We start from the raw sequence: 15,219 nt of genomic DNA, 5'->3' as shown, positions 1-15,219 counted from the left end.
CCTCAGCGCATGTGCAGAATGATCGGGCTGCTGCTGGCCGGATCGGTGTGCCCGCGCAGGGTGTTCACCGCTTTGGCCTCGACCTTGCCGCCGGCATTGCCCCAGGTGCTGCGGATGAAGCTCAGCACCTCGGCGATTTCCCGGTCCGACAGCTGCTCGCGGAAGGCCGGCATGCGGTAGGCGTCCGGCACGCCGGCGGCGACGATACGCTGCGAGCCGTTGAGGGTGATGTTGATCGCCGAGGCGTCTTCCCCGGCCAGTGCCGAGGTGGCACCGGCCAGCGCTGGCATCCATTCGCCCTGGCCTTTGCCGTCGAGGCCATGGCAGGTGGCGCAGCGGGTCACGTAGGTGTGGGCGCCGGGCGCGTCCAGGTGCTCGCTGGCGTTGACCGCCTGGTATTGCCAGGGTGCGCCGTCCCGCTGCGGGTCGCCGGGCAGGGACTTCAGGTAGCGGGCGATGGCGGCCAGGTCGTCGTCGCTCATGAACTGGGTGGAGTTGTTGAAGGCCTCGGTCATCGAGCCGAACACCACCGCGTGGCGGTTACGCCCGGTCTTGAGGAATTGCACGATCTCCGTCTCGTCCCAGCGGCCCAGGCCGGTGTTGTGGTCGGCGCGCAGGCTCGGGGCGTACCAGCCGTCGAGCAGGGCACCGGCGAGGAACGGCTTGCCGCTGTCGTCCAGGGCCTTCTCGTTGAAGGCGATGCCCCGAGGCGTGTGGCAACTGCCGCAGTGGCCGGGGCCCTGGACGATGTAGGCGCCGCGGTTCCACAGCGGATCCTGGCCGGGCTTGTCGGCATACGGCGTGGTGGGCGCGAACAGGCCGTTCCACAACGCGATGGGCCAGCGCAGGTTCAGCGGCCAGGGGATCTCGCCGGGCGGGTTGGCCTGGCGGGCCGGGCGTACGCCCTGCATGAAGAAGGCGTACAGGGCACGCACGTCGTCATCGCTGAGCTTGGCGTAGGACGGGTAGGGCATGGCCGGGTACAGCCGGCGCCCGCCCGGTGCCACGCCGTGGCGCAGGGCGCGGTCGAAGTCGGCGAGGCTGTAGCCGCCGATGCCGGTTTCCCGGTCGGGGGTGATGTTGGTGGCATGGATCGCCCCCAGGGGCGTGGCCATTTTCAGGCCGCCAGCGAACGGCGGACCGTCCGCCAGGCTGTGGCAGGCCACGCAGTCGGACAGGCGTGCGACGTATTCGCCACGGCTGACCAGTGCCGGGTCGAATCCGTCGGCAGCGGGCTGCACGGCGGCGAAGGGCGAGGCGGGCTCGCGGGTGACGTACCAGGCCAGCAGGCCTGCCGCGACCAGGCACGGCAGCGCCAGCCAGCCGGCGGTTCTTGCGAATCGGCTGCGAGTCATCGGGCGCTCCTTGTCAGGTGAAGGTGTAGCGGCTCAGGGGCATGCTGCGAATCCGCTGCCCGGTCAGCCGTGCCACCGCATTGGCCACCGCCGGCGCTACCGCCGGCAAGGGCGGCTCGCCGATGCCGCCCATCTTTGCGCCGCTCTCGATGATCCGCACATGCACCCGGGCCATCCGCGAGGGCGGCAGGATCGGGTACAGGTCGTAGTTGCGTGCCTTGGGCTTGCCGTCGAGCCACACCGCTTCTTCCACCAGCGCCTGGGACAGCCCCAGCGCCACCGCGCCGTTGACCTGGGCTTCGATGATCGCCGGGTTGACGATGCTGCCGGGGTCGATCGCCTGCCAGATGTCGTGGACCCGCACCTGGCCGTTGTCGATGGACACCTCGGCGATCACTGCGGCCTCCGAGCCGAACGGCGACGCCATGGCCACGCCACGGGCACGGCGGCTGCCGTCCTCGGCGGCGAAGGGCCCGCGCTTCCAGCCACCGGACAGCTCGCCCACCGCTTGCAACAGCGTGGTCAGGCGCGGGTTGTCGCGCAGCAGGTGCAGGCGCAGTTCGTACGGGTCCTTGCCGCCCTTGTCGGCCAGTTCGTCAAGGAAGGCCTCGTAGAAGAAGTCGTTCAGCGAGTTGCCCACCGAACGCCAGTAGCCGAGCATGGCCGGGCCCTTGACGTAGATCTGGGCGATGCGTTTGTTGGGGATCGCATAGGACTTGCCGGCCAGGCCCTCGACCGCCGTCGGATCGATCTTGTCGCCCTGTTTGCCCGCCAGGGCTTCGGTCGGGCCTTCGGTGGCGCTGACCGCTTCCAGGGCCACGGGCAGGCCGTCGGCATCCAGCGCGGCGCGGAACTTGACCACGGCCACCGGACGCAGCACGTCGCGGAGGAATTCTTCTTCCCGGCTCCAGATCAGCTTGACCGGGCGGCCCACCGCCTTGGCCAGCTCGATGGCCTGTGGGTACGGATTGGCAGACGCGTAGAGAAAGTGCCGGCCGAAGAAACCACCCAGTAGCGGTGAGTGCAGGGTGATCTGCGCGGGATCCAGGCCGGTGCGCTTGGCGATATCGGCGCGGAACATGTCCGGCGCCTGGTTGGGCAGCCATATCTCCAGCGAGCCGTCCGGGTTGAACCGTGCCAGGGCCGAGGGCGGTTCCAGTTGGGCGTGGTTGAGGTACTGGTTATGGTAGGTGGCTTCGACCGTGGTTTTCGCCTTGGCCAGCACGCCGGCGACGTCGCCTTCGTTTTCATCGTCCCGGGCCGGGCCCTTGGCGGCGGCGAGTTGATCGCGGAAGCCATCGCTGGAGAAGTCTGCCGGCATCGCCCGCAGCGTCGAGTCGGCGGGGGCCTCCTGCCAGTCCACCTGAAGGGCTTCCACCGCGCGTTTGGCGTGCCACCAGCGTTCGGCCACCACGGCCACGGCACCGGGCAGGCGATGCACCGAATGCACACCCTTCATGGCCTTGACCTGTTCTTCATTGCGCAGGCCGCCCACCGTCATGCCCAGCCGCGGCGCGTGCTGCACGGCGCCATGCAGCATGCCGTCGAGGGTGATATCGATGGTGTACAGGGCCTTGCCGGTGGATTTGTCGTAGGCATCGACGCGGCGTACCGGCTTGCCGATCCAGCGGAATTGCGCAGGATCGCGCAGCTTGACGCTGGCCGGGTCGGGCACCGGCAGGTCCATGGCCCGTGCGGCCAGTTCGCCGTAGGCCAGGGAACGGCCCGAAGCGGCGTGGATCACCTTGCCGGGCTCGGTGGACAGTTCGCCCAGCGCCACGCCGAGCTGCTCCGATGCCGCCTGCAACAGCATGGCCCGGCACAGGGCGCCAAGGCGGCGCATGGTCGGGTAGCTCATGCGCACCGACATGCTGCCGCCGGTGATGCGCATGCCGTTTTCCATCACTACGTAGGCATCGCCGGGCGGCGCGCTATCCACCAGGAAGGTGGCGGGGTCGGCGTCCAGTTCTTCGCCGACGATCTGCGCCATGGCGGTGTAGGTGCCCTGGCCGCCTTCCATGAAGGGGCAGAGCAGGCGGATGCTGTTGTCCGGGCGGATTTCCAGGAAGGCCGGCACCTGGGTGCCGCGTTCGGCAGTCGCGGCCGCAGCGGCCTGGACCCGGGCCGAGCCCATGGGCAGGCCGAAGCCGAGTACCAGCGCACCGACGGCGGTGCCCGCGGATGCCAGCAGGAAGCGCCGGCGGGACAGGTTGACCGGTTCGCCGCGCAGCAGGGCGGTGAGTGCTTCGGGAGCGTCGACGGGCGTGTTCATCAGGCCTGCTCCTGCTGCGCCGCCAGTTCGTGCACGGCGGCATGAATGGCGTTGTAGGTGCCACAGCGGCACAGGTTGACCATCGCCGCATCGATCTGTGCATCGCTGGGGCGGGGGTTGTGCTTGAGCAGCGCGGTGGCTGCCATCACCTGGCCGGACTGGCAGTAGCCGCACTGGGCCACCTGATGCTCGACCCAGGCCGCCACCACGCGCTTGCCCACCTCATCGGCCTCGATGGCTTCGATGGTGGTCACTTCGAGGCCCGCCACCGCGGCGATCGGGGTCACGCAGGAGCGCACCACATTGCCGTTCACCAGCACCGAACAGGCGCCGCACTGGGCCAGTCCACAGCCATATTTGGTTCCGGTCATGCCCAGGTCGTCGCGAAGCACCCAGAGCAAGGGCGTATCGGCGTCAGCCTCGACCTGGACGGTCTTCTGGTTGATGCGTAGGTCCATGGTTCACCTGCTGATCAGTCGGTTGATGTGTCGATTTTTCTTATAGGCAGGCGCCACGCTTCGGCGTGGCCCAAACCCAAAACGCTAGCACGGGCATTCCCCGCGTCCATTGCATGAACCTAGCGACAGGATTGATAAATCAGTCCGGCAGGCGCAGGGCGTCGATCACTACCTGCATCGCCAGCGACGGATCGCGCTGGGCGGCGTAGTACAGGTGGTAGCCGGGAAAGCGCCGCCAGCAATTTTCAAGCACCGCAAGCACCCGGCCGGCGGCGATGTGCGGGCGGGCGAGGTCTTCCGGCACATAGGCCAGGCCATGGCCGGCAAGGGCTGCGTTGAGCACCTGGTAGATGCCGTTGAACACCAGGCGGCCGCCGACCTTCACGCTGAGGGGCTGGCCGTCCTGTTGCAGTTCCCAGGCGTATAGGTTGCCGTGGGTGGGCAGGCGCAGGTTGATGCAGTCATGAGCGGTCAGCTCATTGGCAGAGCGAGGCATTTCGCGGTCGGCGAAGTAATCGGGTGCGCCCACGATCGCCATGCCGAACGCCTCGCCAATGGGAATGGCGCGGATGTCGCGGGCGAGACCGTCGCCCAGGCGCACGCCGAAATCGAAGCGACCCTGGACGATATCGACGAAGCCGTAGTCGTTGTGCAATTCCAGGTTCAGACGTGGGTGTCGGGCCAGCAGCGGCGCCAGCTTTGGCCACAGCAGGGTGTCGATGGCGTGATCGCTGGCGGTTATGCGCAGGGTGCCGCTGGCAAAGTCGCCGAACTCGGCGACCGCGTGCAATTGCGCCTCGATGGCTTGCAGCCGTGGCCCGACCGAGGCGATCAGCCGCTCGCCGGCCTCGGTGACCGAGACGCTGCGGGTGGTGCGGGTCAGCAGGCGTACGCCCAGCCGTGCCTCCATGGCGCGGATGACATGGCTGAGCATCGACTGTGACATGCCCAGTTGGGCGGCGGCGCGGGTGAAGCTGCGCTCGCGGGCGATGGCGATCAGGGCCAGCAGGTCGCTGTAGGGTTCTTTGGCCATGGTGGCGCCTTCTTTGGCTGCGATGACGAAGGCGGGCAGTCTAGAACGCGGCTTTCATCTCATTAACCCGCACAGGGCGCATGAACCCATGCACCAGACTGATAAATCCAAGCTCAAGCTGGTGGATAGCGCAAGGCCGCGATCAGCAATGCCATGGCCCGGGACGGCTGGCGGCGGCTCGGGTAATACAGGTGCAGCCCCGGCCAGACCGGGCACCAGTCCTGCAGCAGTTGCACCAGCGCACCGCTGCGGACATGGGGCGTCACCATCCCCTCCGGCATGTAGCACACGCCGAGCCCGGCGACGGCGGCGTCCACGCAGTCGAAGCCGTTGTTGAACACCAGTTGGCCATCCACCTTGAGGTTGAGCGGGTGACCGTCTTTCTCGAATTCCCAGGCCCACAGGTTGCCCCGGCTGGGCAGGCGGATGTTGATGCAGTTGTGCCGGAGCAGGTCTTGCGGTGCGGCGGGCGTGCCGTGGCGCTCCAGGTACGCGGGGCTGGCGGCGATGCTGAACGGCGCGTCGGGACCGATGCGCACGGCGATCATGTCCTGAGCCAGGGATTCGCCCATGCGCACGCCGGCGTCGAAACGCTCGGCGACGATATCGACGAAGCCGTTGTCGGTGCTCAGCTCAACCTTGATCTGCGGGTGCCGGGGCAGGAAGGTGCGCAGCCTGGCCATCAGCACGTCGCTGACCGCGTGGTCCGAGGCGCTGATGCGCAGGGTGCCGGCGGGGCTGTCACGCAAGTCGTTGAGCGCTTCCAGCTCGCTGTCGATGGCCTGCATCTGTGGCGCTACGTTGCGCAGCAGTTGCTCGCCGGCTTCGGTGAGGGTAACCGAGCGGGAATTGCGCGACAGCAGTTGAGCGCCCAGGCGTCGCTCCAGGGCGCGGACCGCGTGGCTGACCGCGGTCTGCGACAGGCCCAGGCTCGCGGCGGCGCGGGTGAAACTGCCTTCGCGGGCGACGGCGAAGAAAACAGGCAGGCCGGTGAAGGCGTCGCGGAGGGCTTTGTGCTCCATGGGGGCGCGGTCTCGCTGGAAGGATTGGCGCACGGTAAAGGGTTGAGGCGGGATTTTGAAGGGTGGGTTTGTCTGGCACTTGTTTTGATTCTGCCGGCGATGAGGTCATTCAGGCCCTAGCGGCGGTATTCGCCATCCACCAGCCGCGATATCCCCAGCGGATTGGCCTCCCGCAGCGCCGCCGGCAGCAGTTCGTCAGGGTAGTTCTGGAAGCACACCGGCCGCAGGAAACGGTCGATGGCCAGGGTGCCGACTGAAGTGCCGCGAGCATCCGAGGTGGCCGGGTACGGGCCGCCATGAACCATCGCATCGCACACTTCGACACCGGTCGGATAGCCGTTGAGCAGCACCCGGCCGACCTTTTCCTGAAGCAGTTCGCCCAGCCAGGCAAAGGCGCGCAGTTCCGCCTGTTCGCCAATCAGGGTGGCGGTCAACTGGCCGCGCAGGGCCTGGATGGCAGCGCCCAGCTGGTTCTGGTCTTCGACCTCGATCACCAGGGTCGCCGGGCCGAAGACTTCTTCCTGCAGCAGTTCGTCGCCATTGAGCAGCAGGCTGATATCGGCCTGGAACAGTTGCGGTTGCGCTTGTTGTCCGGCTTGCGTGGCGCCGGCCAGGTGGCGGATGCCCGGATGCTCGTGCAGGTGCGCCAGGCCCTTGCGGTAGCTGGCCAGGGTGCCGGCGTTGAGCATGGTCTGCGCCGGCTGCTCGGCCATCTGCGCCTTGAACTGTTCGAGGAAGGCGCTGAATTGGGGCGAGCGCAGGCCGAGGATCAGGCCGGGGTTGGTGCAGAACTGGCCGCAACCCAGGGTCACCGAGGCGCTGAGTTCCCGGGCAATGGCCTCGCCACGGACGTTGAGCGCTTCGGGCAGCAGGATCACCGGGTTGATGCTGGACATCTCGGCGAACACCGGGATCGGCTGGGGGCGTTCGGCAGCCAGACGGCACAGGGCATTGCCGCCCTTGAGCGAACCGGTGAAGCCCACGGCCTGGATCGCCGGGTGCTTGACCAGCCATTCGCCGACACCGCCGCCATAAATCATGTTGAACACGCCCGCCGGCATGCCGGTGCGTTCGGCAGCGCGCAGGATGGCATCGGCCACCCACTCGGCGGTGGCCATGTGGCCGCTGTGGGCCTTGAACACCACCGGGCATCCGGCGGCCAGTGCCGAGGCGGTGTCGCCGCCGGCGGTGGAGAAGGCCAGCGGGAAATTGCTGGCGCCGAACACCGCCACCGGACCGACACCGATGCGGTACTGGCGCAGGTCCGGACGCGGCAGCGGCTGGCGCTCGGGTTGCGCGTGGTCGATGCGCGCCCCGTAGAAGTCGCCGCGGCGCAGCGCTCTGGCGAACAGGCGCATCTGGCCGCTGGTACGGCCGCGCTCGCCCTGGATGCGGCCGGCGGGCAGGGCGGTCTCGCGGCAAACGGTGGCGACGAAGTCATCGCCCAGGGCGTCCAGTTCGTCGGCGATGGCGTCAAGGAAGCTGGCGCGTTGCTCGGCGCTCAGGTTGCGGTAGCCCGGGAATGCGGCGGCGGCTGCCTTTGCCGCAGCATCCACTTCCGCCTCGGTGGCCTGCACGAACAGGTGCGGCAGCGGCTCGCCGGTGCTGGCGTCGAGGCTCTGCAGGCGGGTTTCGCCCTGGGCCGAGCGCTGGCCGCCGATGTAGTTGTGTCCGAGGATCATTGGGGACTCCAGATCAGGTGGAACGGAAAATCAGGTGATGGCGCCGATCTGCCACGGCACGAATTCGTTCTGGCCGTAGCCGTGCTGCTCGCTCTTGCTGCGCTCGCCCGAGGCAATGCGCAGCATCAGCCGGTAGATATGCTCGCCGCGCTCCTCGATGGTCATGCTGCCGTCGGCAATGCCGCCGCAGTTCACGTCCATGTCTTCTTCCTGGGTTTCCCAGAGGCGCGTGTTGGTGGCCAGCTTGATCGACGGCGAAGGCGCGCAGCCGTAGGCCGAGCCGCGGCCGGTGGTGAAGGCGATCAGGTTGGCACCGCCGGCGACCTGGCCGGTGGCGGAGATCGGGTCGTAGCCGGGGGTGTCCATGAACACCAGGCCGTGGGCGCGCACCGGTTCGGCGTACTCGTAGACGTCCACCAGGTCGCTGGAGCCGGCCTTGGCCACAGCGCCGAGGGATTTCTCCAGGATGGTGGTCAGGCCACCGGCCTTGTTGCCGGCGGAGGGGTTGTTGTTCAGTTCGGCGCCCATGCGGGCGCAGTAGGCTTCCCACCACTGAATCCGGGCGATGAGCTTTTCCCCCACCTGCCGGCTGACCGCACGGCGCGTCAGTAGGTGCTCGGCACCATAGATTTCCGGGGTTTCCGAGAGGATCGCGGTGCCGCCGGCAGCCACCAGGCGGTCTACCGCATTGCCCAGCGCCGGGTTGGCGGTGATGCCCGAGTAGCCGTCGGAACCGCCGCACTGCAGGCCCACGGTGAGGTGGCGCACGCTGACCGGCTCGCGCTGTATGTCGTTGGCCTCGGCCAGCAGCGATTTGACCTGGGCGATGCCGCTGGCGATGGTCTTGGAGGTGCCGCCGGTGCCCTGGATGGTGAAGGTGCGCAGGGTGTTGCAGCTTTCCAGGCCCTGGGCGGCCAGCAGGTCGGGGATCTGGTTGGTCTCGCAGCCCAGGCCGATCATCAGCACCGAGTGGAAGTTGGCGTGCACCGCATAACCGCCCAGGGTGCGTTGCAGCATGGCCAGGGCTTCGCCGCCCGGGTCCACGGCACAGCCGACGCCGTGGGTCAGCGCCACCACACCGTCGACATTGGGGTAGGGCGCCAGGGCCTCGGGGTGAATGTCGCGACGGAAATGGTCGGCGATGGCCCGGGCCACGGTGGCCGAGCAGTTCACCGAGGTGAGGATGCCGATGTAGTTGCGGGTGGCGACCCGGCCATCGCCGCGGACGATACCCATGAAGCTGTCGCCGGTGGGCGCGGTGACGCCCTTGGCATCGACGCTGAAGGCGTAGTCGCGGGCAAAATCGCCCATGGCCAGGTTGTGTACGTGGACATGCTCGCCGGCGGCGATGGCCTGGCTGGCAAAGCCGATGATCTGGCCATAGCGGCGGACGGGCTGGCCGCTCGCAATCGCGCGGGCGGCCACTTTGTGCCCGGCAGGGATCGCCGCCAGCACGCGGATGCCTTCCTCCAGCTCGAGGCCTTCGGTCAGCGGCTGGCGGGCGATCAGCACATCGTCCAGCGGGTTGAGTCGGATCACGGCGAGGGCAGCGCTTTGGCTGCCTGTTCTTGTAATGAGCTGCATGACGGTTACCTCAAAAGTGCAGCGGGGCTCAGGCCAGCCCGCGCTCGCGATAGTCGATCAGGCCCGAGAACAGCATCAGGCCGAAGGCCATGACCACGAAGAAGATCAGGGCCAGGAAGTAGGAGCCGGTGAACTGCACGATCAGACCGATCAGGATCGGCACCACCACGCCCACCATGTTGCCGCAGAAGTTCATGCTGCCGCCCAGTACGCCGGCCTTGGACTTGCCACCGAGGATGGCCGGCAGGCACCAGTACATGCCGCACCAGCGGATGAAGAACAGGGCGACGCAGAGCAGGGCGATGACCTGTGCCGCATCCGGGGTGTAGGCCACCAGCAGGATGCACAACGCGGCCACGGCGGCGGAGCCGGCAAACATGCTGCGCATCACGGTATTGGGCTGGCCGCCGTTGGTTTTCCACTTGTCGGCGACCCAGCCGCCCACCAGCTCGCCAACGAAACCGCACATGAAGATCAGGAAGGTGGCGCCGCCCATGGCCTTGATGTCGAGGTTGTGGGCCTGGTGCAGGTAGCTCGGCATCCAGGTCAGCAGGCCGTAGAACACGCTGTTGTAGCAGGCGTAGCCGGCGAACATGCACAGCACCGAACGGCTCTTGAGCAGTTCCTTGAGCACTGCCTTGCGGTTGCCGTTGTGCTTGCTGGCGGCGTCGTTGGCCTGGGTGATGTAGTCCAGCTCGGCTTTGTTGACCTGCGGGTGTTCACTGGGGTGGTTGCGGATGTACCACCAGGCCCAGATGCCCACCAGCACGGTGCCGACACCGGCGATGAAGAAGGCGATGCGCCAGGAGTCGAACCAGGTGATCAGGCCGGCGATGATGATGGCGCCGAAGGCCGTGCCCAGTGGTGCGCCGCCGTCCACCAGGGTCGCGCCGCGACCCCGTTCGTTGGGAGTCAGCCAGGCGCCGTTGAGCTTGGCGCCGGCCGGCATGATCGGTGATTCGGCCACGCCCAGGCCGACGCGGGTGATCAGCAGGGTGATCCAGTTGTGGGCGAAACCACCAAGGGCCTGGAAGGCACCCCAGCCGACGGTGGCGACGCCGACGATGTTGCGCACCTGGAAACGGTCCAGCAGCATGCCGCTGGGGATCTGCATCAGCGCGTAGGACCAGAAGAAGGCGCTGAGGATCAGCCCTTCCAGGGCCGGGGTCAGTTCGAATTCGCTGGAGATCAGCGGCAGGGCCACCGACAGCGAAGCGCGGTCGATGTAGTTGATGGCGGCCAGCAACAGCAGGATCAGGAAAATGCGCCAGCGGACGGTGGTCGGACGGGCGCTGTCGGCAGAAGCCAGGGCGGGCGCGGGGGCCGCCGGATAGGGGCTGTTCTTCATGCTCATCTCACTCTTATGTTTGTTATGAAATGCCGGTGGGCGCCTCCTTGCGCCGGGCTCGGGTCGGGAGCCGGGTCAGAGCGGTTTCACGGCTCCCGGTTGCAGCGGTTCGGCGGCACGGGCAATGCCGTTGCGCAGCGGTGCGCCGAATTCCGCCAGGTCGATCTCGAACACATCGCCGGGGCCTGCCTTGATCTGGTCAGCGAACGACAGGGTCGCGGTGCCGAAGAAGTGAATGTGCACGTCGCCGGGGCGAAGGAACTGCGGGTATTTGAAGTGGTGATACTCCAGGTTCTCCAGGGAGTGGCACATGTTGTCTTCGCCACTGAGAAACGGCTTTTCCCACAATACGCCGTCGCCACGACGGATGCGGCTGGTGCCTTCCAGGTGGCGGGGCAGTTCGCCCACCCGCAGTTCCGGGCCGTAGGAGCAGTTGCGCAGCTTGGAATGGGCCAGGTACAGGTAGCTGCGGCGTTCCATCACATGGTCGGAGAATTCGTTGCCGATGGCGAAGCCCAGGCGGTACGGCTGGCCATCATCGCCGATCACGTAGAGGCCGGCCAGTTCGGGCTCCTCACCGGCGTCCTCGGCGAAGGAAGGGCTCTGGAACGGCTGTCCCGGACGCACCACGGTGGAACCGTCGCCCTTGTAGAACCACTCCGGCTGCGCGCCGACACTGCCGGGGGCGGGACGGCCGCCATCGATGCCCCACTGGAACATCCGCGCGGTGTCGGTCAGGGCGGCGGTGTCATCGATCTTCTGCTGGTGCATCTTGTCGCGGGTCGAGGCGCTGCCCAGGTGAGTCAGCCCGGTGCCGCTGATCAGGCAATGGGCCGGGTCTTCGTGGTCCAGCGGCGGCAGCACGCGGCATTCGGCCAGGGCCAGGGAATAACTTTCAGTAGTGTCGCTCAGCCCGCGGACCAGCACCTCGGCGCTCAGGCTGCGCTGATTGCCAATGGCGGCCAGGGCCAGTTCACGCATGTGGGTGGTGTCGCGCACGACCTGGATCAGGTCGCCTTCGACCACGCCGACATGGCGTCGGGCTTGAGCGGTCTCGAATTGGATCAGGCGCATGGAGGCTCCGTTTCGTTCTTGTTGGAGGATCGTCTGGGGGCCACTTTAATTTTCCGGGGCGATGCTGCCTAATGAGAGCTGTTTACCCCGTGATAACTTTTAGTGATCCCCTATGCTGCCATCCCTGAGTTCCATGGCTTCGCGCCTGCGTCTGCGCCAGTTGCGCCTGCTGATCAGCCTCGACGAGCTGGGCTCGATCCACAAGGCCGCCGAGGCCATGTCCATCACCCAGCCGGGGGCGACCAAGGCCCTCAACGAAATCGAATCGACCCTTGGCGCGGTGCTGTTCGAACGCACCAGCAAGGGCCTCGAAGCCAATGACCTGGGCCGCTGCGTGGTGCGTTACGCACGGTTGATCAACACCGATCTGGCGCACCTGCGCGAAGAGATGCTGGGGATTCTTCAGGGCCATGGCGGGCGTTTGTCGGTGGGCACCATCATGGGCGCGGTGCCGATGCTGGTGGAGGGCCTGGCGCAGTTGCGGGAGAACCAGCCGGACCTGTCGGTGACGGTAGTCGAGGACACCAGCGACCGCCTGCTCAGCCTGCTCGACCAGGGCCGGCTGGATCTGGTGATCTGCCGCACCAGCGTCAGCCGGCGCCCGGATGCTTACGACAGCCGGGTCAAGCATCAGGAGCAACTGGTGCTGGTGGCCAATCCGGCCCACCCGCTGGCGGCCAGCGCGCATCTGGAGCTGGCGCAACTGGCGGAGTCGCGCTGGGTGGTGTTCCCGGTCAACATGCCGATGCGCCTGACCCTGGAGCGGGAGTTTCGCCAGGCGGGGCTGAATTTCCCGCAGTACCCGATCGAGACCTCGTCGACCTTCACCACCTTGTCGTTGCTGCGCCAGGACCCGGGGCTGCTGGCGGTGATGCCCTGGGACGTGGCGAAGGTGGCGGTGGAACACGGGATGCTGGTGAAGTTGCCGCTGCAATTGTTGTCGCGCAGCGAGCCTTACGAGGTGGTGACCCGGCGCGGAGTGGAACTGAGCGGGCCGGCGCAGGTGTTGGTCGATATCCTGATGAACCACTGACTTGGCCGCGCCTACCTGGCCGAACGGCTCCAATACGGCGGATCCCCAAGATACTCCGCGAGGAATTCGACGAACGCCCGCACCTTCTTCGAGTTGCGCCGGTTGGGCAGGTAGACGGCGTATACGCCACTTTCTTCGTTGTTTACGTGGGCGCGCCATTCCGGCAGCACGATCTGCAAGCGCCCGGCCTCGATATCCCGGCCCACCAGCCAGTCGGCAATCAGCAACACGCCCATGCCACTCAGCGCCGCATCCCGCAGTACCAGCGAGTTGTTGGCCCGCATCGGACCGCTGACCCGCACACTTTCCTCGCTGCGGCCGGTGAAGTGCCAGAGCGGCGCGCTGCGGCTGTAGGCGAAGCTCAGGCAGGCGTGCTGCGCCAGATCGGCGGGGGTTTGCGGCTCGCCGTGGCACCGCAGGTACTCGGGGCTGGCGCAGAGCACACGGTGATGGGGCGCGAGCCGGCGGGCCACGACGTCGGGGGTCTCGACATGGCCAAGGCGGATGGCGAGGTCCAGGCGCTGCTCGGCCAGGTCCACCACATCATCGGACAGCAGCAGGTCGAGGCTGATATCGGGGTAGCGGGCGAGGAAGGCGGGCAGGGCGGGCGACACATGCAACTGGCCGAAGGCTACCGGCAGGCTGACTCGCAGCTGGCCTCGGGGCGCCCCCTGGGCTTCGCTGGCCTCGAGGTTGGCGCTTTCCAGGTCGGCCAGCAGGCGCACAGCGTGTTCGTAGTAGGTTTCGCCGACGGTGGTGAGGGTCACGCCGCGGGTCGAGCGATTGAGCAGGCGGGTTCCCAGGGCGTGCTCAAGGGCATCCACCTGGCGCGTGACCGACGAGGTCGCCACGCCCATCTGCCGGCCGGCTGCGGCAAATCCGCCGCCGTCCACGGTGGCGACGAAGGCGCCGAGTGCTGCAAAACTGTCCATGAGTCACCTATTGCGTCTGGTGCAACGAAAGTTGTCGATCTTCTGCCGGCCCATTCCGCGCAGTCAAGGATATTGCCTGCCACGAGCGCCATCGCGGCGTTGCGCAAAACGCAACGGCCTTTTGCCCGGACGACGGATTCCGTGGTTCAGCGTCCCGCCGTACGCTGGCGTCCTTCCTCCGACTCACCCTGATGAGGTGTCGCATGTCTTCAAGTCCTTCCACCACGGCCACACCTGCCAGCACGGCCCCGACGCTGTCGGCGGCGCTGGTGGTGTTCCTGGCGTTCTGCTGTGGCGCCGTGGTCGCCAACCTGTATTACGCCCAGCCCATTGTTGAACTGATCGCACCGGCCATCGGGCTGTCGACCCACCATGCCAGCCTGATCGTGTCCCTGACCCAGTTTGGCTATGCGGTGGGCCTGCTGTTTCTCGTGCCCCTGGCGGACCTGCTGGAGAACCGTCGCCTGCTGGTGGGCTTCACCCTGGCGGCTGCGGTGTGTCTGGCCGCAGCCGCGCTGAGCCAGACGCCGTCGCTGTTCCTGCTCTGCGCGCTGCTCATCGGCCTGACCTCGGTGGCTGTGCAGATCCTGGTGCCGCTGGCGGCGCACATGGCGCCGGAAGCCTCCCGTGGCCGGGTGGTGGGCAATATCATGAGCGGCTTGCTGCTGGGGATCCTGTTGTCGCGGCCGCTGTCCAGCACCCTGGCCGAAGCCTTTGGCTGGCGCAGCGTGTTCTACGGCGCTGCCGGATTGATGGTGGTGATGGCACTGGTGATGCAGTGGCTGCTGCCAAGCCGCCTGCCGTCCCACCGGGTCAGCTACCCGGCGCTGATCGGCTCGGTGTTCACCCTGGCACGTCGGTACGCTGTCCTGCGTGAACGCTCGCTGTACCAGGGCTTGCTGTTCGCCAGTTTCAGCGCGTTCTGGACCATCGCGCCGATCGAGCTGATCCGTCAGCACGGGTTCAGCCAGAACGGCGTCGCGCTGTTCGCCCTGGTCGGTGCCGTGGGGGCCATTGCCGCGCCGATCGCCGGTCGCCTGGCCGATGCCGGGCATGGTCAGCGTGGCACCCTGGTGGCCTTGCTGCTGGCGCCGCTGGCCCTGCTGGTGGGCGCATTGCCGGGGGCGGGCTGGTGGTGGATGGTGGTCACGGCGATCGTGCTCGACTTTGCCGTGCAACTGAACATGGTCCTCGGCCAGCGCGAGGTCTACGCCCTCGATCCCCATAGCCGTGCGCGGCTGAATGCGGTGTACATGACCAGCATCTTTGTGGGCGGCGGTTTCGGCTCGCTGCTGGCCAGCCCGCTGTACGAAACCTTCGGCTGGGCCTCGTTTGCCGGTTTCGCAGCGCTGGTTCCGGGTCTGGCGACGGTGTTGTTCCTGCTGCGCGGGCGGCGCCATTGAGTGCGGTGTGAGCCGGTCACTGA

12 protein-coding genes are annotated in these 15,219 nt (G+C 67.2%); 2 read left to right on the top strand and 10 right to left on the bottom strand.

Translation table 11 applies throughout. The features are described 5' to 3' along the window. Positions 1-2: 2 nt before the first annotated feature. From AC05QJ_RS18060 to araD1, 9 genes are all read right to left on the bottom strand, one after another. Complete coding sequence (locus AC05QJ_RS18060; protein ID WP_476742656.1) at positions 3-1,355, bottom strand: c-type cytochrome; 1,353 nt, start codon at positions 1,353-1,355, stop codon at positions 3-5. A gap of 13 nt (positions 1,356-1,368) precedes the next feature. Next, complete coding sequence (locus AC05QJ_RS18055) at positions 1,369-3,627, bottom strand: xanthine dehydrogenase family protein molybdopterin-binding subunit (RefSeq protein ID WP_476742655.1); 2,259 nt, start codon at positions 3,625-3,627, stop codon at positions 1,369-1,371. Continuing rightward, entirely contained in the window at positions 3,627-4,085 is a 459-nt protein-coding gene (locus AC05QJ_RS18050) for a (2Fe-2S)-binding protein (RefSeq protein WP_476742654.1), read from the bottom strand. The genes AC05QJ_RS18055 and AC05QJ_RS18050 overlap by 1 nt, the downstream gene beginning before the upstream one ends. A gap of 139 nt (positions 4,086-4,224) precedes the next feature. After that, positions 4,225-5,118 carry a LysR family transcriptional regulator gene (locus tag AC05QJ_RS18045; protein ID WP_476742653.1) on the bottom strand — a complete coding sequence of 298 codons (894 nt, stop codon included), beginning with the start codon at positions 5,116-5,118 and terminating at the stop codon, positions 4,225-4,227. 113 nt (positions 5,119-5,231) lie between these two features. Further along, positions 5,232-6,140: a LysR substrate-binding domain-containing protein gene (locus AC05QJ_RS18040; protein ID WP_476742652.1), complete on the bottom strand. Its 909-nt coding sequence runs from the start codon at positions 6,138-6,140 to the stop codon at positions 5,232-5,234. 116 nt (positions 6,141-6,256) lie between these two features. Beyond that, complete coding sequence (locus AC05QJ_RS18035) at positions 6,257-7,822, bottom strand: aldehyde dehydrogenase (NADP(+)) (RefSeq protein WP_476742651.1); 1,566 nt, start codon at positions 7,820-7,822, stop codon at positions 6,257-6,259. Between the two features lie 30 nt (positions 7,823-7,852). Continuing rightward, positions 7,853-9,406: a UxaA family hydrolase gene (locus tag AC05QJ_RS18030; RefSeq protein WP_476742650.1), complete on the bottom strand. Its 1,554-nt coding sequence runs from the start codon at positions 9,404-9,406 to the stop codon at positions 7,853-7,855. 28 nt (positions 9,407-9,434) lie between these two features. After that, the gene (locus tag AC05QJ_RS18025) at positions 9,435-10,754 is read right to left on the bottom strand and encodes an MFS transporter (RefSeq protein ID WP_476742649.1); all 1,320 of its coding nucleotides are present in this window, start codon (positions 10,752-10,754) and stop codon (positions 9,435-9,437) included. Positions 10,755-10,829: 75 nt separating this feature from the next. Continuing rightward, positions 10,830-11,828, bottom strand: coding sequence for an AraD1 family protein (gene araD1, locus AC05QJ_RS18020; protein ID WP_476742648.1), 999 nt, complete (start codon positions 11,826-11,828; stop codon positions 10,830-10,832). Between the two features lie 112 nt (positions 11,829-11,940). Here araD1 and AC05QJ_RS18015 point away from each other — a divergent pair, with 112 nt between their 5' ends. Then, positions 11,941-12,861 (top strand): LysR family transcriptional regulator, encoded by a 921-nt coding sequence (locus AC05QJ_RS18015; RefSeq protein ID WP_476742647.1) that lies wholly within the window; start codon positions 11,941-11,943, stop codon positions 12,859-12,861. 11 nt (positions 12,862-12,872) lie between these two features. Here AC05QJ_RS18015 and AC05QJ_RS18010 read toward each other — a convergent pair whose 3' ends face one another. Further along, positions 12,873-13,793 carry a LysR family transcriptional regulator gene (locus AC05QJ_RS18010; protein WP_476742646.1) on the bottom strand — a complete coding sequence of 307 codons (921 nt, stop codon included), beginning with the start codon at positions 13,791-13,793 and terminating at the stop codon, positions 12,873-12,875. A 203-nt stretch (positions 13,794-13,996) separates the two neighbouring features. Here AC05QJ_RS18010 and AC05QJ_RS18005 point away from each other — a divergent pair, with 203 nt between their 5' ends. Next, complete coding sequence (locus tag AC05QJ_RS18005) at positions 13,997-15,196, top strand: MFS transporter (protein ID WP_476742645.1); 1,200 nt, start codon at positions 13,997-13,999, stop codon at positions 15,194-15,196. Positions 15,197-15,219 lie beyond the last annotated feature (23 nt).

Source organism: Pseudomonas sp. TUM25319 (assembly GCF_056388475.1).
Note: the sequence above shows the minus strand (reverse complement) of the source record. Positions and strands in the feature narration are given on the sequence as shown.